General features: G+C 72.3%; 27 protein-coding genes and 1 pseudogene. 8 read left to right on the top strand and 20 right to left on the bottom strand.

Translation table 11 applies throughout. From position 1 onward, the window contains the following. Position 1: 1 nt before the first annotated feature. Complete coding sequence (dnaG, locus tag ACIQWX_RS26980) at positions 2 to 1,918, bottom strand: DNA primase (RefSeq protein ID WP_400876666.1); 1,917 nt, start codon at positions 1,916 to 1,918, stop codon at positions 2 to 4. A gap of 32 nt (positions 1,919 to 1,950) precedes the next feature. Here dnaG and ACIQWX_RS26975 point away from each other — a divergent pair, with 32 nt between their 5' ends. Continuing rightward, a complete protein-coding gene (locus tag ACIQWX_RS26975; protein WP_400876663.1) occupies positions 1,951 to 2,904 on the top strand; it encodes a sigma-70 family RNA polymerase sigma factor in 954 nt (317 codons plus the stop codon). On the opposite strand, the gene ACIQWX_RS26970 is transcribed toward ACIQWX_RS26975, so the two are convergent. The 3 genes from ACIQWX_RS26970 to ACIQWX_RS26960 all read right to left on the bottom strand — a co-directional run bounded on the left by ACIQWX_RS26970 (position 2,876) and on the right by ACIQWX_RS26960 (position 5,656). After that, positions 2,876 to 3,646: a hypothetical protein gene (locus ACIQWX_RS26970; protein WP_400876660.1), complete on the bottom strand. Its 771-nt coding sequence runs from the start codon at positions 3,644 to 3,646 to the stop codon at positions 2,876 to 2,878. The genes ACIQWX_RS26975 and ACIQWX_RS26970 overlap by 29 nt on opposite strands. A gap of 62 nt (positions 3,647 to 3,708) precedes the next feature. Next, positions 3,709 to 4,275 (bottom strand): carboxymuconolactone decarboxylase family protein, encoded by a 567-nt coding sequence (locus tag ACIQWX_RS26965; protein ID WP_400876657.1) that lies wholly within the window; start codon positions 4,273 to 4,275, stop codon positions 3,709 to 3,711. A 22-nt stretch (positions 4,276 to 4,297) separates the two neighbouring features. Then, entirely contained in the window at positions 4,298 to 5,656 is a 1,359-nt protein-coding gene (locus ACIQWX_RS26960; protein ID WP_400876654.1) for an MFS transporter, read from the bottom strand. Positions 5,657 to 5,680: 24 nt separating this feature from the next. Between ACIQWX_RS26960 and ACIQWX_RS26955 the strand changes: the two genes are divergently transcribed. Then, positions 5,681 to 6,133, top strand: coding sequence for a MarR family winged helix-turn-helix transcriptional regulator (locus tag ACIQWX_RS26955; protein WP_400876651.1), 453 nt, complete (start codon positions 5,681 to 5,683; stop codon positions 6,131 to 6,133). Here ACIQWX_RS26955 and ACIQWX_RS26950 read toward each other — a convergent pair. Then, complete coding sequence (locus ACIQWX_RS26950) at positions 6,130 to 6,813, bottom strand: carboxymuconolactone decarboxylase family protein (RefSeq protein WP_400876648.1); 684 nt, start codon at positions 6,811 to 6,813, stop codon at positions 6,130 to 6,132. The two genes, ACIQWX_RS26955 and ACIQWX_RS26950, sit on opposite strands and share 4 nt — an antisense overlap. 101 nt (positions 6,814 to 6,914) lie before the next feature. Between ACIQWX_RS26950 and ACIQWX_RS26945 the strand changes: the two genes are divergently transcribed. The 3 genes and pseudogenes from ACIQWX_RS26945 (at position 6,915) to ACIQWX_RS26935 (ending at position 9,214) form a co-directional block, all read left to right on the top strand. Further along, positions 6,915 to 7,517 carry a TetR/AcrR family transcriptional regulator gene (locus tag ACIQWX_RS26945; protein ID WP_400876645.1) on the top strand — a complete coding sequence of 201 codons (603 nt, stop codon included), beginning with the start codon at positions 6,915 to 6,917 and terminating at the stop codon, positions 7,515 to 7,517. Positions 7,518 to 7,597: 80 nt separating this feature from the next. Further along, a pseudogene (locus tag ACIQWX_RS26940) lies at positions 7,598 to 7,732 on the top strand (VOC family protein); the annotation flags it as partial. A gap of 72 nt (positions 7,733 to 7,804) precedes the next feature. Beyond that, positions 7,805 to 9,214, top strand: a complete 1,410-nt coding sequence (locus tag ACIQWX_RS26935; RefSeq protein ID WP_400876642.1) for a protein kinase — start codon at positions 7,805 to 7,807, stop codon at positions 9,212 to 9,214. A 1-nt stretch (position 9,215) separates the two neighbouring features. Here ACIQWX_RS26935 and ACIQWX_RS26930 read toward each other — a convergent pair whose 3' ends face one another. Next, complete coding sequence (locus tag ACIQWX_RS26930) at positions 9,216 to 9,755, bottom strand: DinB family protein (protein ID WP_400876639.1); 540 nt, start codon at positions 9,753 to 9,755, stop codon at positions 9,216 to 9,218. Positions 9,756 to 9,803: 48 nt separating this feature from the next. On the opposite strand from ACIQWX_RS26930, the gene ACIQWX_RS26925 reads away from it, so the two are divergent. Next, the gene (locus ACIQWX_RS26925; protein WP_400876636.1) at positions 9,804 to 10,490 is read left to right on the top strand and encodes an alpha/beta fold hydrolase; all 687 of its coding nucleotides are present in this window, start codon (positions 9,804 to 9,806) and stop codon (positions 10,488 to 10,490) included. On the opposite strand, the gene ACIQWX_RS26920 is transcribed toward ACIQWX_RS26925, so the two are convergent. The 12 genes from ACIQWX_RS26920 to ACIQWX_RS26865 form a co-directional block, all read right to left on the bottom strand. Beyond that, on the bottom strand, positions 10,491 to 12,302 hold the full coding sequence (locus tag ACIQWX_RS26920; RefSeq protein ID WP_400876633.1) for a glycosyl transferase: 1,812 nt from the start codon (positions 12,300 to 12,302) through the stop codon (positions 10,491 to 10,493). Continuing rightward, positions 12,299 to 13,390, bottom strand: a complete 1,092-nt coding sequence (locus ACIQWX_RS26915) for a serpin family protein (protein WP_400876630.1) — start codon at positions 13,388 to 13,390, stop codon at positions 12,299 to 12,301. The genes ACIQWX_RS26920 and ACIQWX_RS26915 overlap by 4 nt, the downstream gene beginning before the upstream one ends. A 439-nt stretch (positions 13,391 to 13,829) precedes the next feature. Next, complete coding sequence (locus ACIQWX_RS26910; protein WP_400876627.1) at positions 13,830 to 15,104, bottom strand: deoxyguanosinetriphosphate triphosphohydrolase; 1,275 nt, start codon at positions 15,102 to 15,104, stop codon at positions 13,830 to 13,832. 33 nt (positions 15,105 to 15,137) lie between these two features. Beyond that, positions 15,138 to 15,791, bottom strand: coding sequence for a YdcF family protein (locus tag ACIQWX_RS26905; RefSeq protein ID WP_400876624.1), 654 nt, complete (start codon positions 15,789 to 15,791; stop codon positions 15,138 to 15,140). 24 nt (positions 15,792 to 15,815) lie between these two features. Further along, the gene (locus ACIQWX_RS26900; protein WP_400876621.1) at positions 15,816 to 16,421 is read right to left on the bottom strand and encodes a DNA-binding response regulator; all 606 of its coding nucleotides are present in this window, start codon (positions 16,419 to 16,421) and stop codon (positions 15,816 to 15,818) included. Next, positions 16,418 to 17,620 carry a sensor histidine kinase gene (locus tag ACIQWX_RS26895; RefSeq protein WP_400876618.1) on the bottom strand — a complete coding sequence of 401 codons (1,203 nt, stop codon included), beginning with the start codon at positions 17,618 to 17,620 and terminating at the stop codon, positions 16,418 to 16,420. Before ACIQWX_RS26895 ends, ACIQWX_RS26900 begins: the two co-directional genes overlap by 4 nt. A gap of 29 nt (positions 17,621 to 17,649) precedes the next feature. Next, positions 17,650 to 18,390 carry an ABC transporter permease gene (locus tag ACIQWX_RS26890; protein ID WP_400876615.1) on the bottom strand — a complete coding sequence of 247 codons (741 nt, stop codon included), beginning with the start codon at positions 18,388 to 18,390 and terminating at the stop codon, positions 17,650 to 17,652. Next, the gene (locus ACIQWX_RS26885; RefSeq protein ID WP_400876612.1) at positions 18,387 to 19,319 is read right to left on the bottom strand and encodes an ABC transporter ATP-binding protein; all 933 of its coding nucleotides are present in this window, start codon (positions 19,317 to 19,319) and stop codon (positions 18,387 to 18,389) included. Before ACIQWX_RS26885 ends, ACIQWX_RS26890 begins: the two co-directional genes overlap by 4 nt. A gap of 95 nt (positions 19,320 to 19,414) precedes the next feature. Continuing rightward, positions 19,415 to 20,803, bottom strand: coding sequence for a glycine--tRNA ligase (locus ACIQWX_RS26880; protein ID WP_400876609.1), 1,389 nt, complete (start codon positions 20,801 to 20,803; stop codon positions 19,415 to 19,417). Between the two features lie 84 nt (positions 20,804 to 20,887). Further along, the gene (locus tag ACIQWX_RS26875) at positions 20,888 to 21,526 is read right to left on the bottom strand and encodes a class F sortase (RefSeq protein ID WP_400876606.1); all 639 of its coding nucleotides are present in this window, start codon (positions 21,524 to 21,526) and stop codon (positions 20,888 to 20,890) included. A 76-nt stretch (positions 21,527 to 21,602) separates the two neighbouring features. Further along, positions 21,603 to 22,241 carry a class F sortase gene (locus ACIQWX_RS26870; protein ID WP_400876603.1) on the bottom strand — a complete coding sequence of 213 codons (639 nt, stop codon included), beginning with the start codon at positions 22,239 to 22,241 and terminating at the stop codon, positions 21,603 to 21,605. Then, positions 22,242 to 23,327, bottom strand: a complete 1,086-nt coding sequence (locus tag ACIQWX_RS26865) for a hypothetical protein (protein WP_400876600.1) — start codon at positions 23,325 to 23,327, stop codon at positions 22,242 to 22,244. A gap of 266 nt (positions 23,328 to 23,593) precedes the next feature. Between ACIQWX_RS26865 and ACIQWX_RS26860 the strand changes: the two genes are divergently transcribed. Both ACIQWX_RS26860 and ACIQWX_RS26855 read left to right on the top strand, forming a co-directional pair. Next, positions 23,594 to 23,956 carry an ArsR/SmtB family transcription factor gene (locus ACIQWX_RS26860; protein ID WP_400876598.1) on the top strand — a complete coding sequence of 121 codons (363 nt, stop codon included), beginning with the start codon at positions 23,594 to 23,596 and terminating at the stop codon, positions 23,954 to 23,956. After that, on the top strand, positions 23,956 to 24,369 hold the full coding sequence (locus ACIQWX_RS26855; protein WP_364456119.1) for a Fur family transcriptional regulator: 414 nt from the start codon (positions 23,956 to 23,958) through the stop codon (positions 24,367 to 24,369). Before ACIQWX_RS26860 ends, ACIQWX_RS26855 begins: the two co-directional genes overlap by 1 nt. On the opposite strand, the gene ACIQWX_RS26850 is transcribed toward ACIQWX_RS26855, so the two are convergent. Together ACIQWX_RS26850 and ACIQWX_RS26845 are read right to left on the bottom strand one after the other, a co-directional pair. Beyond that, positions 24,366 to 25,217: a TIGR03943 family putative permease subunit gene (locus ACIQWX_RS26850; RefSeq protein WP_400876594.1), complete on the bottom strand. Its 852-nt coding sequence runs from the start codon at positions 25,215 to 25,217 to the stop codon at positions 24,366 to 24,368. The two genes, ACIQWX_RS26855 and ACIQWX_RS26850, sit on opposite strands and share 4 nt — an antisense overlap. Next, the gene (locus ACIQWX_RS26845; protein WP_400876592.1) at positions 25,214 to 26,215 is read right to left on the bottom strand and encodes a permease; all 1,002 of its coding nucleotides are present in this window, start codon (positions 26,213 to 26,215) and stop codon (positions 25,214 to 25,216) included. Before ACIQWX_RS26845 ends, ACIQWX_RS26850 begins: the two co-directional genes overlap by 4 nt. Positions 26,216 to 26,238 lie beyond the last annotated feature (23 nt).

The following is a 26,238-nucleotide window of genomic DNA, read 5'->3' as shown; positions in this document are numbered from 1 at the left end:
GTCAGCTCCACGTGCTGGCGGCCGCCTGCTCACCCAGCGACTTCTTGTACTGCTCCAGCGCGACGAGGTCGCCGAACAGCGCGCGGTAGTCGTCCGGCGCTTCGACCGGCGAAAGCCGTTGCAGCTTCCCCTTGATCTCCGCGATCTGCCGTCCGACGAGCCCCTCCTGGAGCCGGGCGAGGATCGAGGAGATGTACCGCGAGTCGACTTCGTCCTTGGCCTGCAACGGTTCCACGGCCAGCTCGGACAGCACCCGCCGGACCGTCCCTTCCGGACAGTGCGGGGCCGCGGCGTCCAGCAGCGCCGGGCCGGTCAGACCCGAACCCGCGCCGCCGGCCTTCAACACAGCCTCGTGGACGGCCACGTACACCGGGTGCGTGAACGCCTCCAGCGGCAAGGCGTCGTACTCCGGCCCGGCGATCGCGGGCTGCTGCAGCGCGGCCTTCAGCGCCTCGCGCTGGACGGCGAACCGCGGGTCCTTCGGCGCCGGGCGGGCCACGTCCTGGGAAGGCGCCGCCGGGGCCGCCTGCTGACCGCGCGCGGGCTGGCGCAGCGGCGCGCCACCGCGCTTGTCGGTCGCGCCCGCGCTGCCGCGGACCCGGTTGACCACCTGGGCGACGTCCTGCCAGCCCACCCACCAGGCGAGCTTCGACGCGTAGCCGTCGCGGGCCGCGCGGTCCTTGATCGACGCCACCATCGGCACGGTCTTCTGCAGCGCCGCGACCTGGCCGTCGACCGAGTCGAGGTCGTAGTTCTTGAGCGTGCTCCGGATGACGAACTCGAACAGCGGGGTCCGCCGCGCGACCAGGTCCTTCACCGCGCTGTCGCCCTTGGCCAGGCGCAGCTCGCACGGGTCCATGCCGTCCGGCGCGACCGCGATGTACGTCTGGCCCGCGAACGTCTGGTCGCCCTCGAACGCCTTCAGCGCGGCCTTCTGACCTGCTTCGTCACCGTCGAAGGTGAAGATGACTTCGCCGCGGAAGGCGTCGTCGTCCATCATCAGCCGGCGAAGCACCTTCATGTGGTCTTCGCCGAACGCCGTGCCCGACGACGCGACCGCCGTCGGCACGCCCGCCGCGTGCATCGCCATCACGTCGGTGTAGCCCTCGACCACGACGACCTGGTGCCGCTTCGCGATCTCGCGCTTGGCCAGGTCGAGGCCGAACATGACCTGGGACTTCTTGTAGATCGGCGACTCGGCGGTGTTGAGGTACTTGGCCGAGATCCGGTCGTCGTCGAACAGCCGCCGCGCGCCGAAGCCGACGACCTCGTTGCCGACGTCGCGGATCGGCCAGACCAGGCGCCGGTGGAAGCGGTCCATCGGGCCGCGCTGGCCCTCCTTGGACAGCCCCGCCGTGAGCAGCTCCTTGACCTCGAACCCGCGGTTGAGCAGGAACTTCGTCAGCTTGTCCCAGCCGCCGGGTGCGTACCCGCAGCCGAACGTCTTCGCCGCGGCGGCGTCGAAACCGCGCTCGGACAGGAAGTCCCGCGCCGGGCGCGCCTCGTCGGTGACCAGCTGTTCGGCGTAGAACTCCTGGGCCGCGCGGTGCGCCTCGATCAGCCGGCTGCGGCTGCCGCGGTCGCGCTGGATCGTCGCGCCGCCGCCTTCGTAGGTGAGCCGGATGCCGACCCGGTCGGCCAGCCGCTCGACGGCCTCCACGAAGGTGATCAGGTCGATCTTCTGGATGAACTTGATCACGTCGCCGCCCTCGCCACAGCCGAAGCAGTGGAAGGTGCCGTGCGTCGGGCGGACGTTGAACGACGGGGTCTTCTCGTTGTGGAACGGGCAGAGGCCCTTCAGGCTGCCTCCACCGGCGCGGCGCAGCGCCACGTACTCCCCGACGACCTCGTCGATCCGGTTCCGCTCGCGCACCTCCGCGATGTCGCTCTCCCGAATCCGTCCTGCCACGCCGCCCACTTTAGCCTCGCCGTTTGCGGCACACTCGGGGCATGGTCTCCACGCCCACCGCCCAGGACACCCTCGCCGCTGAGTTCGCCGCGCACCGCGGTCACCTCATCGGGGTCGCCTACCGGCTGACCGGTACCCGCGCCGATGCCGAGGACGCCGTCCAGGAGTCCTGGTTGCGGCTGGCCGGGCTCGACGACGCCGGCCGCGCGGCGATCCGGGACCTGCGGGGCTGGCTGACCACCGTCGTCGGCCGGATCTGCCTCGACCGGCTGAAGTCGGCCGCGGCCCAGCGGGAGAAGTACGTCGGCAACTGGCTGCCCGAGCCGGTCGTCACGCCGTTCGGGCGCCCGGTGAGCGAAGACCCCCTCGACGTCGCCGTGCGTGACGACGGGCTGCGGATGGCCGCGCTGGTCGTGCTCGACAAGCTGACCCCGGAGCAGCGCGTCGCGTTCGTGCTGCACGACGCCTTCTCGGTGCCGTTCGCGGAGATCGCCGACGCGCTCGGCGTCTCGGTCGACGCCGCGCGCCAGCACGCGTCCCGCGGCCGCAAGGCCCTCGCCGACGCCGACCCGGCACCGCGCGTGCCGCTGGAGGACCAAGCCAAGATCCTCGAAAAGTTCGTCACCGCCCTGCAGCAGGGCGACATCCGGGCGATGACCGAGCTGCTGGCCCCGGACGTCGTGCTCATCGGCGACTCGGACGGCAAGGGGCGCACCACCCGCCAGATCATCCTCGGCCCGGACAAGATCGCCCGGTTCTTCGTCGGCCTCACCCGCAAGTACGCCCCCGGCATGGTCGAGCGCGGCGCGCCGGTGCTGGTCAACGGCGACCTCGGGATGTACCTGGCGCCGATGCCGGGCCGCGACGGCTTCCTCGCCCTCGACGAGCACGTCCAGTCGGTCAGCATCCGCGACGGGAAGATCGTGGCGATCTACGACGTCGTCAACCCGGACAAGCTGACCCGCATCACGCGTCCCGGCGACGAGCCCGCGTGATCCCGGCCGCCAGCAGCAGCACGGCGAAGGCGCCGAAGTAGGCCAGCGCCCAGCCCGGGGGCAACGGCGAGTCGGACAGCACCGTGGCGTTTCCGCCGTCCCGGCCCGCGTTCGCCTCACCGGTGCCGCTGAGGAACTTCGTGACGGCGTTCAGCGGCAGCCACCGGTGGATCGCCTGCCCGGCCCGCGGGATCAGCTGGACGACGTTCTCCGCCATCAGCGGGTAGGCGACGAGCAGCGCGACCGCGCCGGCGGTGTGGCGCACGAGCAGGCCGACGCCGACCCCGCAGACGGCGCCCAGCGCGAACACCGGACCGGTACCGGCGACGACCGTCCAGTCCGCGACGCTGTCCAGCGCCAAGTCGGCGTCCGGAGCGAGGACTCGCGCGACCAGCCAGGCCGCGAACGCGGCCCCTTCGCCGATCCCGAACGCGTACCCGGCGACGAGCGCGGCCTTGGCCAGCAGCACCGGAGTCCGGCTCGGCACCGCTTGGAAGGTGCCGTGGATCGTGCCGGAGTGGTACTCGCTCGTCACCGCGAGCGCCCCCAGCAGCAGCACCGCGACCAGCGCGAGCTGGTAGCCGAACTGGGTGCTCGCGACGGTCGGCGGCAGCCTGGACTCGGTGGCCGTCAACGCCGTGAGCGCGGCCGGGAAGGCCAGCGCGACGAGCGCGAAGACGCCGCACACCCAGGGCGTGGCGATGCTGAAGAGCTTGATCCGTTCACTGGCGACGAGGTGCATGCGGGAACGGTCCCGCGGCGGACCCCGGCGGCGCGTCCACCCGGGGTCCGATCCCCGGAGTCCTACGGGAGCGGGACGCGGCAGGCGTCGCCCGAGGTGAAGCCCTGGTCGACGATGCCGAGCGCGCTGTTCATCCGGGCGCGCGAGTTCTCCAGCGCGATCTGGTAGGTCAGCTCGACCACGCCGGCGCGGCCGAACTCGCGCTCGAGCTCGGCGACCTGCTCGTCGGTCACGGTGACCTGGTCGCCGGACATCGCGTCGGCGTAGGCGATCGCCAGCCGTTCCTGGTCGCTGAACGCGGGCGAGGTCGCGTAGTCGTCGATCTTCTTCAGCCGCTCGACGTCCAGGCCGTCGTGCTTCTGCAGCATGGTGCCGAAGTCGACGCACCACGAGCAGCCGATACGGCTGGCGACGCGGTAGACGGCGAGCTCGCGCACGTTCGCGGGCACCTTCTTCGACGCCCGCTCGGCCAGCGTTTCGTGCACCGCGTAGGTGCGGAGCAGGGCCGGGTGGTGGGCGGCGACGGCCATCGGCTCGGGCACGGCGCCGTAGCGGCGGCCCGCGAACCGGTACATCAGCTTGAGCACGAGGCCGGCTTCGGACGTCTTCTTCGCGGGGATGCGAGGCATCGGCGTTCTCCTTCGTTCGCGGTCACGAGGAGGACGAGACCGCTTCGGAAGACGTGACAGCGGGCGCGGCGACGCAGGCCAGGAGCATGATCGCGGCCGCGGCGCCGAACACGACGGTGAGCCCGCCGGCCTCGAGGCCACCGGTCGTGGCCAGCGCGAGCCAGCCGAACACCGCGGCCCCGGCCAGCCCGCCGGCCTGCCGGGCGAAGGTGAGCGACCCCAGCGTGACGCCCAGCAGGTCGCGCCGGGCTCGCGTCTGACCCAGGACGGTGTACGCGGACGTGCAGACCGCGAAGGCCGCGCCGATCGCGAACAGGCCCGGCGCGAGGAGCCACGGGCTGCCGTCCCGCGCGGCCGCGACGGCGACCGCGGCGAGCCCGACTGTGCCGAGGAAGCAGCCGAACCGGCCCCACGCCGCCATTTCCGGGTACCGCCGGGCCAGCGCGGCGAAGGAGGCGGACAACGCGAGCTGCCCGGCGGTCATCGCGACCAGCAGGAGCCCCGTGCCGGCCGCGCTCGTGCGCAACGCCGCGACCAGCGCGACGTAGGTGAAGGTGCCGTAGAGCGCGGCGCCCGCCAGGCCGTTGACCAGCACCGCGCGTGCGAGGACGGCGTCCGCGAAGACCTTCGGCGAGATCAGCGGGCTCTTCGCCCGGCGCTGCCTGCGCACGAACAGGAAGCCCGCCGCCACCGCGGTTCCGGCCAGCACCGGCGTCCACAGTGGACTGTGGGCGAGGGTGTCGACGGTGCCGAGCGCGACGACCGCCGACCCCGCGGCCACGAGCAGGAGGCTGCTCCCGACGTCGAACTTTTCGCCTGCGCGACGCGGTTTCGCGGGCAACCCGCGCAGGCCGAGCACCAGCGCGGGCACGCACAGCGGCAGGTTGACCAGGAAGATCCAGCGCCAGCCCGGCCCCGCGGCGAGCAGGCCGCCCAGCGGCGGGCCACCGAGGGTGGCGGCCGCGAACACCGCCGTCTGCCAGCCCTGGCGGCGCAGCAGCTCGTCGCGCTCGAACAGCTCGCCGAGCGCGCTCATCGCCGTGACGATCAGGCCGCTCCCGCCCAGGCCCTGCAGGGCGCGCGCGGCGACGAGCGAGCCGAGGTCGGGCGCGGCGGCGCACCACGCCGAGGCCGCGGCGAACACGAGAACCGAAGCGGCGAAGGAGATCCGGCGGCCGTGGAGGTCGCCGAGCCGGCCGTGCAGCGGCGTCGCGACGGTCAGGGTGAGCAAGCCGGCTGCGGTCACGGCGACGAGACCGGTGCGGGCGTGCAGGTCGGCACCGATCGCGGGCAGGGCCGCGGTGACGACCAGGCCGTCGAGCTGGGCCATGGCCATGCCGAGCAGCAGGCCGGCGAAGGCGAGGTTCCGAGATGCGTGCATAAAGCACACGTTATAACGTGCCTTATGCACGCATCAAGCCCCGGAGGCGGGCCCGCCCTGTTCCGCCTGGTCCGGCACTGGGCGCGTCAGTGGGGCCCGGACGTCGTCGAGCGCTTCGCCGCGGACGCCCCGCCGGCGTGGACGGTGCCGAACCTCTTCGTGATCCAGGCGGTCGACGGCGCTTCGGGCGCCGAGGTGACGGTCGCCGACGTGGCCCGCCAGCTGGGCATCGACCGGTCGGTGGCCAGCCGGATGGTCGCCGAAGCGGGCCGGGACGGGTTCGTCGTGCGCTCGACGTCGTCCCGCGACGCCCGCCGCGCGGTGCTGACGCTCACCGACGCGGCGAAGGAGTTTCTCGCGGCTTCGCAGGCCCACCAGCGTCAGGCGTTCGAGGCGCTGGTAGGCCACTGGGACGCCGAGGATCGCGACCGCTTCGCGGCCTACCTGGACCGGCTCGCGGACGAGGTCCTCGGTTAGTCCTCCGCGAGGATCCCGTTCAGCGCTTCCCACGCGTGCCAGGCGCGGGTCACGCCAAACTGGGCGGTGAAGCGCAACGCGGCCCGCACGTCTTCCGGCGACGCGCCACCCCGGAGCGCGCGCCCGACGTGGATGCGGAACGTGTCTTCCAGCGTCTGGTAGTGGATGTCGACGCTCAGGCTGACCAGGCCGCGCTCGCGTTCGCTGAGCGTGCCCGGCCCGTGCCCGGCACGCATGCGCGACTGCAGGTCGAAGTACCCGGTGAAGTGCGGGTCCAGCTCGTTCAGCCGGGTCCGCACCTCGGCCGGCAGCGGGCTGGGCCCGTCCGGCACCGGCTCGGGTGTCGTCAGTTCCGGCTCGATGCCCAGTTCTCCCTCCAGCTCGGCGATCCGCTCGATGCCCGCGGTCGCGGCGTGGTAGCCGCAGTCGTAGGAGACGAACCGCAGCAGCTCGCGGACGTCCGAAGTGGACACTCCGGCGGCCAGCCCGGTTCGCACGTGGGCACTGAACGCCATGCCCAGGCTCGCCTGGCAGACGTCGGCCGTGACGCACAGGAACGTCTTCTCCCGGTCGGTCAGCTCGGGAATCGCCCGGACGTACTTCGCGGTGGCGCCGACCAGCTGGGCGAACGCCGGGTCGAGCGCGGCGAGCCGGTCGAGGTTCGTTTCGGTGGTGGTCAAGATCGTGCTCCCTCAGAGTGCTGAACGTATGTAGCGCTACAGCTGTAGTGCGAATGACGCTACACCTGTAGCGCGATGGGTGTCCAGCTACACTGACCTGGATGAACGAGACGACCCGCCGCCGTCCGAACGCGCGCGGCCGAGGCGAACTGCTGCGCGACGAGATCGTCACGGCCGCCGTGCGCATGCTCGAGGAGCTGGGCGACGACGAAGCGCTCTCGCTCCGAGCTGTCGCGCGCGAGGTGTCGATCGCGGCGACGTCGGTCTACCTGCACTTCCCGGACCGCGACGCGCTCGTGCTGGCCGCGATGCAGCGCTGCCACGAGGACCTCGTCGGCACCGGCGACGCGGCCGCGGCGCAAGCACCGGACCCCGCGACCGCGTTGCGGGCCCGGATCCTGGCGCAGGCGGCGTGGGCGCGCGAGCACTCCGGGCTCTACAAGGTGCTGCACGAAAGCAAGGTCCACCGGCGTCACGGCATGCCGTTCAAGGAGGTCATGGTCGCCCGCACGACCGAGGCGGTCCAGGCGTGCATGGACGCGGGCCTCGCGCCGGCAGACGACGCCGCGACCGTCGCGATCGACCTGCGGACCGCCGTCAACGGCATGCTCGCCCAGCGGATCAACGAGCCGGACCTGCCGTGGCCGCCGGCGGTCGAGCAGATCGACCGGTTCCTGGTGAAGCTGGTCGGCCTGCACTTGTGAGCACCCCGGTGACCGGCTCGGGTTCCGGTACGTTCGGCACCGTGTTCCAGGTCGCGCACCGCCGTGGGTGACCGCGTGCCGAACTGGACGAGCAGCACGAGCGGGCGCTGTCCCTGGGCGCGCGGCTGCTGACCGACCACGCGGACGACCCGGAGGAGCCACTGCGCGTCTACGCCGATCCGGCCGGCCACCCGTTCTGCCTCTTCGTCGGCTGATTCCGCCGGGTCCGTAACGCGCCACCACCGGCGCCGCGACTCCGGGGGTGATCCGCCTGGCGAAGGAGCCCTGTGAACCCGGAATTCGGGCCGTACCGCATCGAACGGCCGATCGCGCGCGGCGGCATGGGCGAAGTCCTGCGCGCCCGCGACACCCGGCTCGACCGGGTCGTGGCGCTGAAGGTGCTGCCGCCCCACCTCGCCGCCGACGAGGAGTTCCGCGAGCGCTTCCGCCGCGAAGCGCACGCGGTGGCCCGGCTGCGCGAGCCGCACATCGTGCCGATCCACGCGTTCGGGGAGATCGACGGCCGCCTCTACCTGGACATGCAGCTCGTTGACGGCGAAGACCTGGCGACGCGGCTGAGCACGCGCGGGCCGATGGGCGCGGCCGAAGCCGTCGACGTCGTCGGCCAGATCGCCCAGGCCCTCACGGCCGCGCACGCCGAAGGGCTGGTCCACCGGGACGTCAAGCCGTCGAACATCCTGCTGACCGCAACGGGTTTCGCCTACCTGGTGGACTTCGGGATCGCGCGGTCGCAGGAGTCGGCGACCGGGCTGACCGGCGCGGGCGCCGCGATCGGGACGCTCGACTACATGGCCCCCGAACGGTTCACCGGGGCCCGGCCCGACCAGCGCGTCGACGTCTACGCCCTGGCCTGCGTGCTGCACCAGTGCCTGACCGCCGCCAAACCGTTCGCCGCGACGACGGCCGCGTCCCTCGTGCACGCCCACCTGAACCAGGCCCCGCCGCGCCCGAGCCTGCTGCGCCCGGGCCTCCCCACGGCGCTCGACGGCGTCGTGGCCCGGGGCATGGCGAAGAGCCCGGACGACCGGTACGCGACCGCCGCGGCGCTCGCGGCGGGCGCGAGAGCCGCCCTCGGCTCGCCGCGCGGCTCCGCGACCCCGCCCGCCGCGACCCAGGCCTTCACCCGGGTGGAACCGGAGTCCCCTCCGCGGCGCCGGACCGGGCTGCTGGCCGCCGTCACGATCGTCACGATCCTGCTGCTCGGCGGGGTGGGCGCGCTGCTCGCGCTGCCGTCCCTGCTCTCGCGGCCCCCGGCCGGGACGCCGACGTCGGCACCGCTGGCCGCGCCGGTGCCGGTCCGCACGACCACTCCGGCCGCCGAGACGACCGTTCCGGCCGCGGTGACTACGGCGAGTGCGAGCCGGCCGTCGCCGGGCGACCTCGCCGGGTTCGTCGTCCACTACTACGGGCTGATGCCGGACACCGACGCCGGCTGGGAGCTGATCGGCCCGAACCTGCGGCTGCGGACGCGGGACAGCTACGACAAGTTCTGGAGCAGGTTCAGCGGCGCCGAAGTCGTCGGCACCCCGTCGGTCGAGGGCAGCACGGTGACCGCGCGGATCCGGCTTCGCCACCGCGACGGCCGCCCGGACACCACCGAAACGCACGTCCTCGGGCTCGCGATGCGGGACGGCGGGCTGTGCATCGACTCCGACGCGCTCGCCAAGAGCCGGTGAGCTATTCCCCCGTGCTGCCGTCGATCGACTCGCGGACGAGGTCGGCGTGGCCGTTGTGGCGGCTGTACTCCTCGATCATGTGGACCAGGATCCAGCGCAGGCTCGGCGAGGTCCCGTCCCGCCGCGTGTGCTTCGACGGCTGCGAAAGGTCGCCGTTCGCCAGGGCCTCCGCGTACCGCTCGCGGGACCGCGCGACCGCGTCCGCCCACAGCTCGCGCAGCTGGTCCGGCGAGTCCTGGGCCGCGGAATCCCAGTCCCAGTCCGGGTTTTCGCGCCAGTCGACGGTGTTCCACGGCGGCGCGGGCTCGCGGTCGAACAGGACGCAGGAGAACCAGTAGTCCTCCACGTACGCGAGGTGCTTGAGCAGCCCGCCCAGCGTCAGCGTGGCCGGTGGGTGCGTCGCGCGCAGGCCCGCTTCGCCCAGGCCGGCGCACTTCCACGCCAGCGTGTCGCGGTGGAAGTCGAGGAAGCCGAGCAGGATCGCGGCTTCGTCGCCGTCGGCGGGCGGCTCGGTCCGCCCCTGGTCGTCCACTGAGGTCACGGGCGGACTCTACCGAAATTGTCGTACCCCTCCGCTAGGTTTTCCGGCATGGCTGAATTCGTTTTGGTGGCAGGCGCTTGGCTCGGTTCGTGGGCGTGGGACGACGTCGTCCCGGGCTTGCGCGAAGCGGGCCACGGCGCGCACGCGGTGACGTTGTCCGGCGTCGCCGAAAAACGCGGAGTGCCCGCGGGACAGCAGAAGCACGTCCAGGACATCGTCGACGTCGTTTCCCAAGGCGACCTGCGGGACGTCGTGGTGGTCGGGCACAGCTACTCCGGCATCCCGGTCGGCCAGGCGGCCGAGCGGATCGGCGACCGGCTGCGGCGGGTGGTGTTCGTCGACTCCAACGTGCCGTCCGACGGCGAGTCGTTCACGTCCGTCTGGTCCGAGGCGCAGGTCGCGGCGCTCACCGAGCGCGGCCACTGGCCACCGCTGACCGCGGAAGACTTTGCGGGCCAGGGACTTTCGGACGCCGAGATCGCCCGGCTCGTCGAGGGGGCGACCCCGCACCCGGCCGCGTCCATGACCGAGCCGGCCGAACTCGCGCGGCCGCTGGGCGAGCTCCCGGCGACCTACGTCAAGTGCCTGCTCGATGGGGAAACACCGAGCCCGGACGTCGTGAAGCTGCTGGAAAGCGACCGCTGGGAGCTGGTCGAGATGAGCACCGGGCACTGGCCGATGCTCTCGCAACCGAAGGAGCTGACCACGATCCTGCTGGACGCGGCGAAAGCGTGATCACGGCGTCAGCGGACGCACGTCCCAGATCCACACCCCGCCGACGAACTCGGCCGGCTTCCTGAGGAGGAGCTCCACAGTGGACTTCAACGCTTCCTGGTTCTGCCGCGGCCCGACCACCAGCACGTCGGCCTTCCAGTAGCGCAGGTCGGCCAGGGCTTGGGTGCGGTCGGCTTCGGTGACGTCGGCGGCCTGCCCCGTCTTCTCCACCTCGGCGAACAGGTCCGAGGTCGGCAGGGGCACCGCGCCGTAGCGGCCGCGGCGGTCGGTCGGCGACGTCGGGCCGACGAAGTAGCCCTCCGGCATCGGATAACCGAGGCCGGCGTCGACCTGCCAGTGCAACGGCTCGGCCTCGCCGGTGCTCGGCAGCGGGACGGGCACCAGCGAGCCGCCCGGGGCGATGTACTGGCGCCAGATCCCGTCGGCGAAGAAGGGCGGCGAGAGCGGGCGCTGGTGCGTCACCAGTTCCGTCGGCGCGATCGGCAGCAGCACCGCCACGACCGCGCCGATCCACACCATCTTGAGGGGGAACCGTTGCTTGCCTTCGAGGGGTTCCGGCTGTTCGGCCGCCGCCGTCCACACGCGGTGCGTCGCGATCGCCAGGAGCCCGCCGACCACCGGGATGCAGCCCATCGCGAGCCGGGACTCGAGCAGCGAGTCCAGCAGCGGCAGCTGCCCCAGCCACTTCCACGGGCCGGGGATGCCGGTGTCGTCGTGCGCGACCGTGATTTCGATGCCCAGCGAAAGGAGGGCCATCACGTACATCGTGATCGCCAGCGCGCGCGAAACGACGTCGCGCCACAGCCAGATCGTCAGCACCACCATGAGGACGATCAGCGGCCAGCCGAAGAACGCGTTCTCCTCGGTGCGGTTCATCGACACGTCCGCGGCCGCCTCCGGCGCGCCGGCGATCGACTGCGTCGCGAAGCGGGTGAACGCCGCCGTGTCGTTGCCCGCCGAGCCGTGCAGCAGCGAGTGGAAGCTCTGCGGGCCGAAGAACTGCCAGTACAGCGGGAAGCCGGCGATCAGCAGCGCGACGACCGCGCCGATGCCGATCCCCTTGCCGAGCGGCGCCAGCATGCCGCGGATCTCCGCGCGGTGCGGGATGAGGTAGGCGATCGCGAACACGATGAACGTGAGCGCGAAAATCGCCAGGGGTTCTTCGCCGAGCAGGATCTGCCACGCGACCAGCAGCCCGAGCCAGACACCGTTGCGGATCGGCCGTTCGCCGTGCGCGATCTGGATGGTCTTCAGCGCGATGAACGGCAGCACGAAGAGCACGACGAAGTTCGGGTGCGCGTTGCCGTGGGAAATCATCGGCGGCGCGAAGCCGCAGAAGGCGCCGCCGATCGCGGCCGCCGTCCGGTTCGGCACCAGGTGGCGCGAGAAGACCCAGTACCAGCCGGTCGCGGTGCCGGCGAGGCCGGCGGTGAGCACGATGGCCCACGTCAGCGTGGCGCCGAAGGTCAGGGTGATCGGGGCGAGGGGGATGTTGAGCCCGAACATCGCCGCGTTCGCCGCCATGTTGACGCCGAGCGGGTAGTTCTGCAGGTCCGTGGTGAACGGGTTCTGGAAGTGGAGGACGGACTTCGCGACGACCGTCGAGTACCACTCCCACTGGCTCTGGTCGGCGGCGCCGTTCCAGAGGTAGCCGCGCTTGAGGTCGAACCAGAGCCCGTTGTAGAGCAGGATCGTGAAGAGGAGGAAGCCGCCGGTGATGGCGGAGTCCTGCCACGCCCAGCGCTTCGGGCCTTCGGGTGGTTCGGGGGCGGGCGGAACGAGTTCGGGGACGGCTTCGGACTTCAAGCTCACGGTTCGACCACCCTGGCGAAGAAGTGGAGGGCCCCGGTGCCGGCGTGCCGGACCAGCAGCAGGAACGGCCGGTCCACCGTCACGGTGACCGGTTCGTCGATGATCATCGAGGTGAGGCGCATGGTGAGCGCGGTCGCCGCGGCCCCCTCGAAGCCTTGTTCGTCCACCCGCAGCACGGCCTGGTGCAGCACCTCGGACACGGTGAGCCGCGGGTCCGGGGAGAGCCCGCTCAGGTCGGCCTCGTCGGTGAACATCGTGCGGACGCCGAGCCCGCGCAGCACGCCGGTGAGCGAGCCGGGGATGTCGAGCGAGATCTTGGGCAGCGCGAGCTCGACCGGCTTGAACTTCACCTGGTCGAGCAGGCTGGTCAACGCGGCCTGGTCGAGGGCGGCTTCGGCGTCGGCGAGGTCGCCGTCGGGCAGCAGCACGACGGCCTGCAGGCCGCCCGCGGCGACCAGCTGAACGGCCTGCCAGCCGGCGGCGTGCGCGTAGCCGACCCGTTCGCCGAGCCACATGGTCGGAACGTCCCGCGTGCCGGACGGCGCGTGGAAGGGCGCATCGGAGGTGTTCGCCTCGCGGAACGGCAGCTTCCAGGCGGCTTTGAGGTAGAGGGCGTTGACGAGCACGGCGGCGACGTCGCGGTCGATCGAGCCGGGCGGCAGCAGCTCCGGGATGAGCCCGCGCGTGGTGCGCTCGACATCGGCGTTGACCAGGGCACGCGCGGCTTCGGGATCGTTCTCGAAGGGCGCGCTCGAGACGGCGGCACCGGGCCACTCGGACAGCGCGGCCTTGAAGGAGTCTTCGAGCGGGAGCCGGTCGTCGGCCCACAGCGTGTTGGAGACGGCGAGCTCGGCCTGTTCGCCGCGGCCCTCTTCGACGAGTTCGGCGGCCGCGCTCAGGAGGGAGGTCTGTTCGCCGGGATCCCCGACGAGCGCGACGAGCTCATCCCGGGTCCGCCCCCGCGCCGCCCGAGCGGCGAGGGTCAGCGCACTGGCCACCGAGTAGGGGGAGAAACAGGAGTTCCCGCCCTCGGCACCGAGGGCCCGGTGGACGGCGAGGGCGAACCGGAGGTGGCTGTCCGTGGCCATGCGGGCGAGACTACCGGAACGGCTGACCTCGACGGGCGGCTACGCGGAACTCCGCCCACGGGTGACAAATCCCCCACGGGTGATGGCACAGCCGGGTGCCAGAACCACCGCCCGACGTGGTCCGGAAGGGGCCGGACCAGGGGCGCCGCTGGTCCGGCGCAAGGCGCTCGCCGCGAGCAGTCGGTCGTGGCCGGCCGCGGCTCGGCGCGGCCGCACTCGCTCGCCGCGGGCAATAGGCCGCAGCCCCACGCGACCACCGGACACCGCGAACATGGCAGCCGGTCTCACTCCGGCGCGGCCGCGCTCGCCGCGGGCATTGGTCGCGCCGGCGCGGCAGCCACCCCGGCCACCCGGCGCGCGCTCAACCACGGCAGCGCACCCGCCACCCCCGGCCTAACCCCTGGCCCCCGCCCCAACCCGCCCAGCCGCCCGCCCGCCCTCAGCGGTGGTGCCGGGTCACGTGCCACGAATGCCACGCGTGGGCCTGCGCGTCCGTCAACGAAGCAACCTGGTCGATCACCACCCTCAGCAACCCCGCGTCATCCCGCGCCGACTCCCAGGCAGGCACGAACAACGGGTCCAGCGTCTCCGGTGCCCGCCTCGCCAGCGCGTGGACCAGCTCCACCAGCAGCTCCCGCTGCCCCTCCTGCATCGCCAGCCGTCGGCGGTCGCTCATCACGTACCGCAGCGCCAGCGCCTTCAGCAGCGCCACCTCGGCCGCCACCTGGTCGGGGACGCACAGCTTCGCCCGGTACCGGCCCAGCGGGCCCTCGCCGAACTCCGCCCTCGTGCTGCTCACCGCCGCCGTCGTGAAGCGGCCGACCAGTTCGCTCGTCAGCCTCTTCAACGCCGCCTGCGCGCCCGGTGAGCCGTCCGGTTCTGCCGCCGCCAAAGCCGCCAGCACCGGCAGCGCCATCAGCTCCGCCGCCGCGTCCTCCAAAGTGGACACCGACTGCGTCGAGAAGTGCTTCGCCGCCGCCTCGGCGACGGCCGCGCGCTCGTCCGGGTGGGCCAGCACGCGCAGCTTGATCCGGCCGGCCAGCACGCCGTCCTCGACGTCGTGCACCGAATACGCGACGTCGTCCGCCCAGTCCATGATCTGCGCTTCGAGACACGTCTGCTCCGCGGGCGCCCCGGACCGGACCCACGAGAACACCGGCACGTCGTCCTCGTACACGCCGTACTTCGCCTGCCCCGGCTTGCGCGGCCACGGGTACTTCGTCGTCGCGTCCAGGCACGCCCGGGTCAGGTTGAGCCCCACCGGGTCACCGGAATCGGACAGCAGCTTCGGCTCCAGCCGCGTGAGGATCCGCAGCGTCTGCGCGTTGCCCTCGAAGCCGCCGCACGCGGCCGCGACCTCGTCGAGCGCGCGCTCGCCGTTGTGCCCGAACGGCGGGTGCCCGATGTCGTGCGCCAGCCCCGCCGTGTCGGCCAGGTCCGGGTCCGCGCCCAGCTCGTCGGCGATGCCGCGGCCGATCTGCGCGACCTCCAGGGAGTGCGTCAGCCGCGTGCGCGGGACGCCGGTGACCTCGGCGCCCTCCCCCGGCCCGACGACCTGGGTCTTGCCGGCGAGCCGCCGCAGCGCCGCCGAGTGCAGCACGCGGGCCCGGTCGCGGGAGAACGCGCTGCGCCCGTCCGCGCGCGTGCCGGGCAGCGCCGCGCCCTTCGCCGGCTCCGGCAGCAGGCGGGCGGTGTCGTGCTCGGTGTAATCCACCCGACCAGCCTAAACGCGGCCACCGACAAAAACTCAGCCGAGGAACGTGGCGAACAGGTCGTCGGCCGGGGTCTTCGTCAGCCGGTAGTACAGCAGCGCGCCCGTCTCGCGGACGATGTAGCGGACCTGCGTCACGCGCTCCTGCACGATCGGCCCGCTGTGCGTCGGCGCGGTCCAGGCGTCCAGGCCCAGGTCGTCGGCCATCGTGCGGGCCCGGAACGAGTGCCACGGGTCGCTGACCAGCACCGCCGTGTGCCAGCCGCGCCCCTGCACCTGCTCCGCGACCGCCCTGAGGCTGCGCAGCGTGTCGCTGCCCTCCCCCACGGCCAGGGTCGCGGCGGACGGGACGCCGTGCCGGGTCAGCCAGAGCTGGCCGGCGCGGGCCTCGGTGAAGTTGTCCTCGGCCTTCTTGCCGCCCGCCGTGACGATCGTCTTCGCGACGCCCGCGTCGTAGAGCTGCTTCGCCTTGGCCAGCCTTGCCGCGTAGATGTCCGACGGCTTGCCGTTGTACTGGGCCGCGCCCAGCACCACGATGACGTCGGCGGGCGTCCGGTCGTTCTCGCGCGCGACCTGCCAGACGCGGAACGCCGTGCCGCCGACCAGCGCGAGCACCATGAGCACCGTGCCGAAGGCGATCCGGCGCACCCAGCTCGCGCGCGACGGTTTCGTGCGTTCAGCGGTACCCACCCGGCCCATTCTGTCAGAGGCCGTTCAGAGCCAGCCGCGCTCCTCCGCGACCCGCACGGCCTCGGCCCGCGTCCGGGCCCCCGTCTTGCCGATCGCCGCCGACAGGTGGTTGCGCACGGTCCCTTCGGACAGGTGCACCGCGCGCGCGATGTCGGCCACCGTGCTGCCGTCCTCGGCTTCCCGCAACACGTCCCGCTCGCGCGCGGTGAGCGGGCTGGCGCCGGTGGCCAGCGACTCGGCGGCCAGCGCCGGGTCCACCACCCGGAGTCCACTGTGGACTCGACGGACGGCTTCGACGAGCTGTTCGGGCGGAGCGTCCTTGACGACGAACCCGGCCGCGCCCGCCGCCATCGCGCGGGCCAGGTAGCCGGGCCGCCCGAACGTCGTGCAGATGATCACCCGGCACGACGGGAGCGCGGCCCGCAGGTCGGCGGCAGCTTCGAGACCGTCCTTGCCCGGCATCTGCACGTCGAGCAGGGCGACGTCGGGCTTGGTCGCGCGCGCGGCGGCGACCACCTCGTCACCGGAGCCGACCTGCCCGACCACCTCGATGTCGTTCTCGAGGCCGAGCACGGTGGCCAGCGCGCCGCGCACCATGGCCTGGTCGTCGGCCAGCAACACCCGGATCAAGCGAGTCCTCCCGCGGGTTCGGCGCGCACGGCCGGGGCGGCCGCGCGGGGTTCCGGCTGCGGGATTTCCGCCCGCACCAGCAATCCTCCCCCTGCCCGGGCCGACGCCCGCAGGGTGCCCCCGGCCGCGTCGAGCCGCTCGGTGAGCCCGCGCAGGCCGTTGCCCGGGACGACCTCGGTGGCCCGGCCGTCGTCCTCGACCTCCAGCCACGAGTCCCCGAGCCGCACCTTGACCAGCTTGGCGCCGGAGTGCCGCAGCACGTTCGTCACGGCCTCGCGCAGCACGTACCCGAAGACGCTCTGGAACTCCGGCCGCACGTTGTCGACCGCGTGCGGCAGGTCGGCGTCGATCTCCGCGGCCCGCAACGCGGCCCGGGCGCCGACGATCTCGGCCGACAGCGACACCTCCCGGTACTCCGACACGGTGGCGCGGACGTCCGACAGCGCGCTGCGGGTCAGGCCCTCGACCTCGCGGATCTCCTCGACCGCCCGCGGGATGTCCCCCGAGCTCTCCAGCACCCGCCGGGCCAGCCCCGCCTTGACGGTGATCGTGGTGAGGCTGTGCCCGAGCAGGTCGTGCAGGTCGCGGGCGACGCGCTCGCGTTCGTTCGCCACGGCGAGCGTGGCGATCTCCTCGTTGGCCTGCTGCAGCCGCCGGACCGCCCGGACGAGGCTGGACATGAAGAACATCGCCATCGTCACCGAACCGACGGTGACCAGGTCGCCCCAGTTGTCGGCGAACCGGCCGTCCACCAGCAGGATCAGCGCCGCGATCAGGAGCGCCGCGCCGTCGAGGAGCACCACCCACGCCAGCGGCAGCAGGAACACCAGCGCGGCGGTGCCGTAGAGCAGGACGAACGGGTTGGCGTGCGTTGTGGCGACCACCCCGAGGCCCAGCGCGAGCATCCACCCGCTGTAGGCGAACCGGAACGGGCGGCCGCGGTCGAACGCGATCGGGAAGAGCGCGTAGGAGACGGCGACGGCGTAGACGAGCACCCACAGCGCCACCACGCCGGGCGTCACCGGGTCCCGCTGCAGCAGCGACTTCGTCACCGGGATGAGGTAGGGCAGGGTGAACACGATCGACAGGAACGGCCAGCGGACCTTGTCCGGCCCGCTCCTGCCCCGGTTGGGCGGCGGGTCCTCCCACCACGTGTCGTGGTTGCCCAGCCCGTACTTCTGCGCCTCGTCCTTGGCCATCGCCGTTCCCGTTCCCCTGTCCCCGGCCCTCAGACCCGGGCGCTGTCCTTACGGTAACGCCTGATCACCAGCGCTCCGAGCACGACCGTCCACGCCGCGAGCACCCCGACCGCCTGCGGCAGCGACACGACCATGTCGCTGGTCACCGCGGGCCGCGCCAGCTGCAGCACCCAGTACGTCGGCATGATCTGGGCGACGTCGTGCATCCAGCCGGGCATCGTCTCGATCGGGATCCACAGCCCGCCCAGGAACCCCATGCCGAGGGTGACGAGCATGTTGATCGGCTGCATCGAGTCCGGCGTGCCGAACTGGCCGAGCAGCAGGCCCAGCAGCACCAGCGGGATCGTGCCGAGCCAGATGCCGGCGAAGATGCGGACCCAGCCGCTCCCGTCCACGTGCACGCCCTCGGCCAGCACGCCCAGCAGCGGGACGAGGACCAGCGCGGGCAGCCCCACGAGCATCCCGGAGATCCCCTTGCCCGCCAGGTAGCCGGTACCGGTGAGCGGGGTCAGGCGCAGCTGCCGCTGCCAGCCGACGGCGCGTTCGAGCGCGAGGCGGGCCCCGCTGTTCGTCGCGGCGGCGAAGACGCCGAACGTCATCATGTTGATCATGATCACGGCGGCGATCCGCGCGTGGTCCGGGTCGCTCGCCTTGGTGAAGACGTTGGCCTGCAGGAGGAACATCAGCACCGGGAAGGCGACGACGAAGATCAGGAACCGCGGCGCCCGGAAGTTCCGGCGGATCTCGGTGAGCAGGTAGGTGGCGTTCATCGCACGGACTCCGGGGTCTCGTCGGCGGTCAGGGAGAGGAAGGCGCCTTCGAGGCCGACGGCGCTGATCTCGACGTCGTGGACAGCGGGCACGGCGGCCTTCAGCGCCCACAGCGTGGCGTCGGAGTCGGCGGTGGAGATCGCGACGCGGTCGCCGCGCAGCTCGAACTCCTTGACGCCGGGCAGGGCCGCGACGACGGCTTCGGTGGCGCCCGGGACGGCGGCCCGCAGCGTCCGGCCGCCGGCCAGCGCGCGGACCTCGGCGACGCTCCCGTCGGCCACGACCCGGCCGCGGCGCATCAGCACCACCCGGTCGGCGAACTCCTCGGCCTCTTCGAGGTAGTGGGTCGCGAACAGGACCGTGCGGCCGGACTCGGTGAACGAGTACATCGACTGCCAAAACTCGCGGCGCGTGCCGACGTCCATCGCGGCGGTCGGCTCGTCGAGGATCAGCAGGTCGGGGTCGCTGACCAGGGCGACGGCGAACCGCACGCGCTGCTTCTGCCCGCCGGAAAGCTTGTTCGCGCGGCGGCCGGCCAGCTCCTCGATCCCCGCGGCGCGCAGGGCCTCGGCGACCGGCAGCGGCTTGCGGTGCAGCGCCGCGACCATGCCGACGGTCTCTTCGACGGTCAGGTCGTCCATCAGGGCGCCGCCCTGCAGCATCGCGCCGATCAGGCCGGCGCGGACGGCGTCGATCGGCTTGCGGCCGAACACGCGGACGTCGCCGCCGCCGGGCCTGGTCAGCCCGAGGATCATGTCGACGGTGGTGGACTTGCCGGCGCCGTTCGGGCCGAGCAGGGCGACCACCTCGCCCGGGGCGATCGTGAGGTCGACGCCGTCGACCGCGTGCACGTCGCCGTAGTGCTTGCGCAGGCCGGTGAGGTGGACCGCGGCCCCCGCCGCCACCGCCTGGGTGTCTGTTTCTCGCATGCCCCCAGGCTGCCGTGCACGAAGCCCGGGTCCCCAGACCGTGCGTCACGACCTCACCGTGACAGGTGTCAGGGGTACCCGGGCTCCGGGGTGGTTCAGCAGCCGATCAGGCGGCCGGCCAGGTAGGACTCCAGCTTGTCGATCGCGACGCGCTCCTGCGCCATCGTGTCGCGGTCGCGGACCGTGACGGCGTTGTCGTCGAGGCTGTCGAAGTCGACCGTCACGCAGTACGGCGTGCCGATCTCCTCGTGCCGGCGGTAGCGCTTGCCGATCGAGCCCGCATCGTCGAAGTCGACGTTCCAGTGCTTGCGCAGCAGCTCGGCGACGGCCTTCGCCTTCGGCGTGAGGTCGGCGTTGCGCGACAGCGGCAGCACCGCGGCCTTGAACGGCGCCAGCCGCGGGTCGAGCTTCAGCACCACGCGGGTGTCGGTGCCGCCCTTGGCGTTCGGTACCTCTTCCTCGTAGTAGGCGTCGATCAGGAACGCCATCATCGACCGGCCGACCCCGGCCGCCGGCTCGATCACGAACGGGCGGTACCGCTGCTTCGACGTCGGGTCGAAGTACGACAGGTCCTGACCCGAGTGGTTCGAGTGCGTGGTCAGGTCGAAGTCGGTGCGGTTGGCGATGCCTTCGAGCTCACCCCACTCCTGCCCGGCGTTGAACGCGAACCGGTACTCGATGTCGACGGTGCGCTTCGCGTAGTGCGAGAGCTTTTCTTTCGGGTGCTCGAAGTGGCGCAGGTTGTCGGCCTTGATGCCGAGGTCGGTGTACCACTTCGTGCGCTCGTCGATCCAGTACTGGTGCCAGGTCTCGTCCTCGCCCGGCTCGACGAAGAACTCCATCTCCATCTGCTCGAACTCGCGCGTCCGGAAGATGAAGTTGCCCGGCGTGATCTCGTTGCGGAAGGACTTGCCGATCTGGCCGATGCCGAACGGCGGCTTCATCCGCGACGTCGTCTGGACGTTCGAGAAGTTGACGAAGATGCCCTGCGCGGTCTCCGGGCGGAGGTAGTGCAGGCCCTCTTCGGACTCGACCGGGCCGAGGTAGGTCTTCAGCATCATGTTGAAGTCTCGCGGCGCGGTGTACTTGCCGCGCGTGCCGCAGTTCGGGCACGGCACGTCGGACAGGTCGTCTTCGGACGTCTGCTTGCCGCTGCGCGCCTCGTACTCCTCGGCGAGCTGGTCGGCGCGGAACCGCTTGTGGCACGAAAGGCACTCGATCAGCGGGTCGGTGAACACGTTGACGTGCCCCGAAGCGACCCACACCTGGCGCGGCAGGATGACCGAGGAGTCGAGGCCGACGACGTCGTCGCGGCCCTGGACCACGGTCTTCCACCACTGGCGCTTGATGTTGTCCTTGAGCTCGACCCCGAGCGGCCCGTAGTCCCACGCCGAGCGGGTACCGCCGTAGATCTCCCCGCTGGGGAAGACGAAACCACGGCGCTTGCACAGGCTGACTACGGTATCGATGGTGTTCGTGGGCACTCCACGCTCCGGAAAGCTTGCGGGGACGGTTGTCGGACTAGAACGTCCAGGGTATCCGCCGGGGCCGAGCCCTTTTCGCGCAGGCTAGGGCCGCGACACCAGCGACGCCGTCACGACCCGGTTGTCCTCGTAGCCCTCGCTCCCGCCGACGTACTCGCCACCGCAGGTGACGAGGAGCAGCTTGTGCGGGCCGTCGGGGTCGAAGAGCTGCTCGGAGCGCCCGGCGAGCTCCGACTTGTGGATGGTTTCGGTGGCGTCGACCTTGTACACCCAGGCGCCGCCCGAGGCGTCGGTGAGCTTGACCTCCTGGCCCTGCTTGACCTGCCAAAGCTCCATGAACGGGCCCTTCTTGCCCTTCCAGTTGACGTGCCCGGAGAGCAGGGCGACACCGTGGTCGGCGCCGAGCTTCGCACCCCACCAGGCGGCTTCGTCGAGGCCTTCGGGGATCTTGAGGGCGCCGTTGGAGTCGAGGTCCTCCTGGACGAGCTTCGCGGTGCCGCCGCCGGGAAGGGCGAGGTTCGCGGGGGCCTGGCCGGTGTCGGTTTTGGCGGGCTGCTCCGCGGCCGCGGTGGGCGCGGGAGTGCCGTTCGCGCCGGCGGGTTCATCCTTTCCGGTGAAGATGAGCAGGGTGGCGACGAGCGCCGCGACCACGAAGGCGCCGGCGACCCCGACGATCCACCAGCGGCCGGAGCCGTTCTTCTCCGCCGGGTTCCGCTCCTGCATGCTGCTCCTTCGCTGGTCGTGCCGTTGCGAAGGTTCACATGCGGTGGCGGGGCCAGGAGGTTGCAGCGGACTCGGATCAGCCCGTCGGACGCGTCACCAATCGGGCCGTGACCAGGCGGTTCTCGTCGTAGCCCTCGGTGCCGCCCACGTAGTCGCCGCCGCAGGTGACCAGGACCAGCCGGTGCGGGCCGGTCTGGGCGAACCACTTCGCGGCCTGCTCCGGCAGCGTCTCCTTCGGGAGCGTCACCACGTCGTCCACCCGGTACACCCAGCGGCCCCCACGGGCGTCGACCACGCTCACCTCGTCGCCGCCGCGCATGCGCCACAGCTCGTCGAACGGGCCTCGCTGCCCCTCCCAGTTCACGTGGCCGGACAGCAGCGCCGCCCCCTGCGCCGCGCCGAGCTTCGCGCCCCACCAGGCCGCGTCGCCCAGGCCGCGCGGGATCGGCAGCACCCCGCGGTCGGTCAGTTCCGTGCGGACCAGGCGGGCGGTCGCGCCGTCCGGGAGCCGGACCGTGCCCGGACGCTGCTGCGCGGCCGACTCGCTGTCCGCGGGCAGCACGGCCGGCGCCGCGTTCTCCCCCGGCAGCGAGCCGGGCGGCGGCGCGGCGGCCTGCGTGGCCGTGGGCGGGAGCCAGGTCAGCACGACGACCCCGGCCGCGAACGCGGCCACGGCCAGCGCCCCCGAGACGGCGGCCAGCCCGGTGCGCAGCACCTAGTCCGTCCCGGTCTTGCGCCGCCTGCCGAGCAGCAGCGCGACCGCCGCGAAGAACACCCCGCCGAACAGCAGGCCGATGCCGAGCGGGACGCGCGAGCCGTCACCACCGGTGTCCGGCGCGGCCGCGCCCAGGTACCCGGCCGGGACCTGCGTCGGCACCGGGGCCTGCGTCGCGCCCGTGCCGCCGCCGGTGCTGCCCGCCGCCTTCGCGACGAAGCCCTTCGGCACCGAGCAGCTGACCCCGCCGAGCACGATGTTCGTCTGCACGTCCTGCAGCGCGGCGCCCGCCGCGTCCTTGACGTGCGTGGTGATTTCGACGCGCCAGCCGGCGACGGCGGTGTAGTCGCCCCCGCGCCAGCCGTCCTGGCGGATCAGCTGGTCGAACGCGGCGACGCGGGTCAGCCGGAGGTCGGACACGGTGGTGTCCTTGCTGGCGTTCGTGATGTCGCCGGGCGGGCCGAGCCGCAGGTTCTTCAGCTCGAGGCCCGCGGTGCCGCCGGGCATCGGGACGATGCCGAGCCCGCCGCCCTGGCGCACCCACAGCCGGTTCACCGCCGACGTGCCGGTGAGCTTCGACGGGCTCGTGCAGTCCACCGACGTCTTCGCGCCTTCGAGCACCAGCACGGTGTTGTCGGACGGCTTCGCGCCGCCCTGCCAGGTGTCGCGCAACGCGTAGTTCGTCTCGGCGACGGCGGTCGGCACGGTGGTCGCCTGCAGCGCGGCGACGACGTTGTGGTCCCGGCTCGCGACGCCCGCCGGGTACGGGTTGCCGCCGCTGTAGCGCCCGAGGTCGATCTGGTAGTGCCCGCCGAAGGTGGCGCGCTCGCCGTCGTCCTTGGGCACCGTGACCCGGTCGGTGCCGAGCTTGGACTGGCCGGGCAGCAGCGGCGAGCGCTGGGTCTCGGTGATCAGGGCGCCGCCGCGCTGGCCCTCGCCGCCGATCCGGACCGACGCGATGTTGGCGAAGGAGACGGGGCCGGTCTTCTCGTCGACGGCCTGGCTCTGCGCCCCGGCGACCCCGGTGCCGGCCAGCGGGAAGAGGACGGCCGTCAGGACGGCTGCTTTCGTCACGAAACGGGTCATGTCTCCCCACTGCGTCTGCTCGGGCGGGTCGCCAGCGTACGAGAAGCGACGAAACGCTCCGCGACAACCTTGCACCGTCGGCCACCACATGCGAAGCCGAAGAGGCAATATCCCACGAACTCACCCGAACGGGGTAGTACGACCGGCCGTAATCCGCAGGGTAGGTGACGGAACGGGGACGCGTCCGGGGGAACACTAGGATGGGCCGAGCCGTTATCGGCAATGACTACGGAATTCATGTCGCGGCGACGAGGGTGGAGGCGGCAATGGCGACGGTGACCGGGAGTGACGCCCAGCCGGGCCTCGCGGAATGCGCCCCGGCGGCCGCGGCACCGGCGCACCCGCCGGCGTCGGTCCTGACGGACGCGGGCGACCTGCTGCGCGCGCTGGCGGCGCCGGTCCGGATCGCGATCGTGCTGCAGCTGCGCGCGGCCGACCGGTGCGTGCACGAGCTGGTGGACGCCCTCGACGTCGCGCAGCCGCTGATCAGCCAGCACCTGCGGGTGCTGAAGACGGCCGGGGTGGTCCAGGGCGAGCGGCGCGGCCGCGAGGTCGTCTACCGGCTCGCCGACGACCACCTGGCCCACATCGTCGTCGACGCCGTCGCGCACGTGCAGGAAGGAAAGTGATGAACGCCGCTGCGCCGCGCAGCCAGGCCCCGGTGCCCGGGCGCCGCTCGACCCGCCAGCGGGCGGCGGTCGTCGAGCTGCTGAGCAGGATCGACGACTTCCGTTCGGCCCAGGAACTGCACGACGAGCTGCGCAAACGCGGCGACGGCATCGGCCTGACGACGGTGTACCGCACGCTGCAGTCGCTGTCGGAGGCCGGCGAGATCGACGTGCTGCGCACGGATTCGGGCGAAGCGATCTACCGCCGCTGTTCGGCACACCACCACCATCACCTGGTGTGCCGCCTGTGCGGCCGCACGGTGGAGGTCGAGGGGCCGGCGGTGGAGCGCTGGGCGGAGAAGATCGCGGCGGAGCACGGGTTTTCGCAGATCTCGCACACGGTGGAGATCACCGGGACCTGCGCCGAGCACTAGTACTCATACGGGTCCTTCGGCGCGGGGACGGCCGTGATCGAGGCCACCGTGAAGTCCGGCGTGTAGCTGTTGTTCTTCGTGGCCGTGCCGGGGACGACCTGGCCGGTCACCTGGATCCACGCGTCGCTGGCGAGGTGGTCGGCTTCGCCGCCGCGGAGGTGCACCGTCACCGGGAACGCGTCGGCCGCGCAGCAGCTGATCACCAGGCGGGCGAGCAGGGTGTTGCCGCCGGTGTGCACGACGAAGCCGGTCAGCGAAATCGTGCGGCGGTCGAGGGTGCCGGAGGAGTCCCAGCCCGCGCGGCTGACGAACTCGTTGACGCTCAGCGGCACGACGTTCCCGGCGGGCAGGGGTGGGAAGGCCGCGGCGTTGGCGGCGGCCGCGCTCGACGGGACCCGCGCCTCGGTGCGGATCACCGAGTCGGCGCCCAGGGCCGGCGGGGCGACGAGGAAGACCGCCAGGACCGGCACCAGCAGCAGCCAGGCGGACCGCGCGGCGTGGGAATGGCCGGCATGATCGTGGCCGGCGGAGGCAAAGCCGCCGGCGCCATGACCGGCAGGGGCAGGGCCGCCGCGGTCAAGGTCGTGGTCGGCGGCCGCAGCCGGCTCGACGACAGCAACCGGCTCAGCCACAGCGGCCGGCTCAGCCCGCACCGCCGCTTTCGCCCGCGCCGCAAGCAAATCGCGCGCGATCGCCACCGCACCGAGCGTCACCATCACCGCTCCGCCCGCGATGATCCACGGCTGCTGCGCCGGCTTCACGTACCGCAGGTAGTCGCCGTTGATCGCAATCTTCACCAAAGCGCCGCCGAGCAGCACCAGCAGGATGTTCTGCGTCTCGCGCTTCACGCCAGCCCCACCACCACTCCGGCCACCACGGCGCACGCCGCCGCCACCACGAACGTCGCCGGCGCGAACCGGACCGCGAACGACTTCCCGAAGGTCCCCGCCTGCAACGCGAACAGCTTCACGTCCACCGCCGGGCCCACCACCAGGAACACCAGCTTCGGCAGCAACGGCAACGCCGTCAGCGAAGCCGCCACGAACGCGTCCGCCTCGCTGCACAGCGCCAGGACCACCGCCAGCACCGCCAGAACCACGATGCCCAGCACCAGCTGGTCGCCCAGCACCCCGAACCAGCGCGCCGGCACCAGCACGTTCAGCGCCGACGAGATCAGCGCCCCCAGCACCAGGAACCCGCCCGCCTCGACCAGGTCCGTGCGGGCCGTCTCCGCGAACACCCGCCACCGCTGCCCGCTCGCGACCTCCGGCAGCCGCCGCAACGCGCGGGCCGTGATCCACTCCAGCTTGCCCCAGCGGGCCCACAGCCAGCCCATCACCATCGCCGTCGCCAGCGAACCGGCGAAGCGGGCCAGCACCATTTCCGGGTTGCCCGGGAACGCCACCGCCGTCGCCACCAGGACCACCGGGTTCACCGCCGGCGCCGCCAGCAGGAACGTCAACGCCGCCGCCGGGGCCACGCCCTGCCCCATCAGCCGGCGCGCCACCGGCACCGAAGCGCATTCACACCCCGGCAGCGCGACGCCGGCCAGACCCGCCACCCCGACCGCCGCCCCGGCCCGCCGCGGCAGCACCTTCTCCAGCACCCGGGCCGGCACGAACGCCGCGATGGCCCCGCTGATCAGCACACCCAGCACGAGGAACGGCAGCGCCTGCACGCAGACCGCCACGAACACGGTCGAGCCCGTGCGCAACGCGGGCACGTCGAAGGCCTGCTGCAGCCAGCCCTGGCCGAGGATCGCGACCAGCAGGACCGCGCACAGCACTTCGACCGAGCTGATCCGGAACCGGCGGGTGCGCCGGGGCCTGTCGGAAACGATGTTCACGAAGGCGATGATGCCAGCCGGGT

This window comes from Amycolatopsis sp. NPDC098790 (assembly GCF_044759945.1).
Lineage (GTDB): Bacteria > Actinomycetota > Actinomycetes > Mycobacteriales > Pseudonocardiaceae > Amycolatopsis.
Note: the sequence above shows the minus strand (reverse complement) of the source record. Positions and strands in the feature narration are given on the sequence as shown.

Excerpts from the sequence above, each read along its gene's own strand:
- ACIQWX_RS26855 (WP_364456119.1), top strand. The coding sequence starts at position 23,956 with ATGAACGCCGCTGCGCCGCGCAGCCAGGCCCCGGTGCCCGGGCGCCGC.
- ACIQWX_RS26895 (WP_400876618.1), bottom strand. The coding sequence starts at position 17,620 with ATGGCCAAGGACGAGGCGCAGAAGTACGGGCTGGGCAACCACGACACG.
- ACIQWX_RS26925 (WP_400876636.1), top strand. The coding sequence starts at position 9,804 with ATGGCTGAATTCGTTTTGGTGGCAGGCGCTTGGCTCGGTTCGTGGGCG.
- ACIQWX_RS26860 (WP_400876598.1), top strand. The coding sequence starts at position 23,594 with ATGGCGACGGTGACCGGGAGTGACGCCCAGCCGGGCCTCGCGGAATGC.
- ACIQWX_RS26885 (WP_400876612.1), bottom strand. The coding sequence starts at position 19,319 with ATGCGAGAAACAGACACCCAGGCGGTGGCGGCGGGGGCCGCGGTCCAC.
- ACIQWX_RS26960 (WP_400876654.1), bottom strand. The coding sequence starts at position 5,656 with ATGCACGCATCTCGGAACCTCGCCTTCGCCGGCCTGCTGCTCGGCATG.
- ACIQWX_RS26970 (WP_400876660.1), bottom strand. The coding sequence starts at position 3,646 with ATGCACCTCGTCGCCAGTGAACGGATCAAGCTCTTCAGCATCGCCACG.
- ACIQWX_RS26945 (WP_400876645.1), top strand. The coding sequence starts at position 6,915 with ATGAACGAGACGACCCGCCGCCGTCCGAACGCGCGCGGCCGAGGCGAA.
- ACIQWX_RS26915 (WP_400876630.1), bottom strand. The coding sequence starts at position 13,390 with ATGGCCACGGACAGCCACCTCCGGTTCGCCCTCGCCGTCCACCGGGCC.
- ACIQWX_RS26890 (WP_400876615.1), bottom strand. The coding sequence starts at position 18,390 with ATGAACGCCACCTACCTGCTCACCGAGATCCGCCGGAACTTCCGGGCG.
- ACIQWX_RS26975 (WP_400876663.1), top strand. The coding sequence starts at position 1,951 with ATGGTCTCCACGCCCACCGCCCAGGACACCCTCGCCGCTGAGTTCGCC.
- ACIQWX_RS26875 (WP_400876606.1), bottom strand. The coding sequence starts at position 21,526 with ATGCAGGAGCGGAACCCGGCGGAGAAGAACGGCTCCGGCCGCTGGTGG.
- ACIQWX_RS26965 (WP_400876657.1), bottom strand. The coding sequence starts at position 4,275 with ATGCCTCGCATCCCCGCGAAGAAGACGTCCGAAGCCGGCCTCGTGCTC.
- ACIQWX_RS26955 (WP_400876651.1), top strand. The coding sequence starts at position 5,681 with ATGCACGCATCAAGCCCCGGAGGCGGGCCCGCCCTGTTCCGCCTGGTC.
- ACIQWX_RS26865 (WP_400876600.1), bottom strand. The coding sequence starts at position 23,327 with ATGACCCGTTTCGTGACGAAAGCAGCCGTCCTGACGGCCGTCCTCTTC.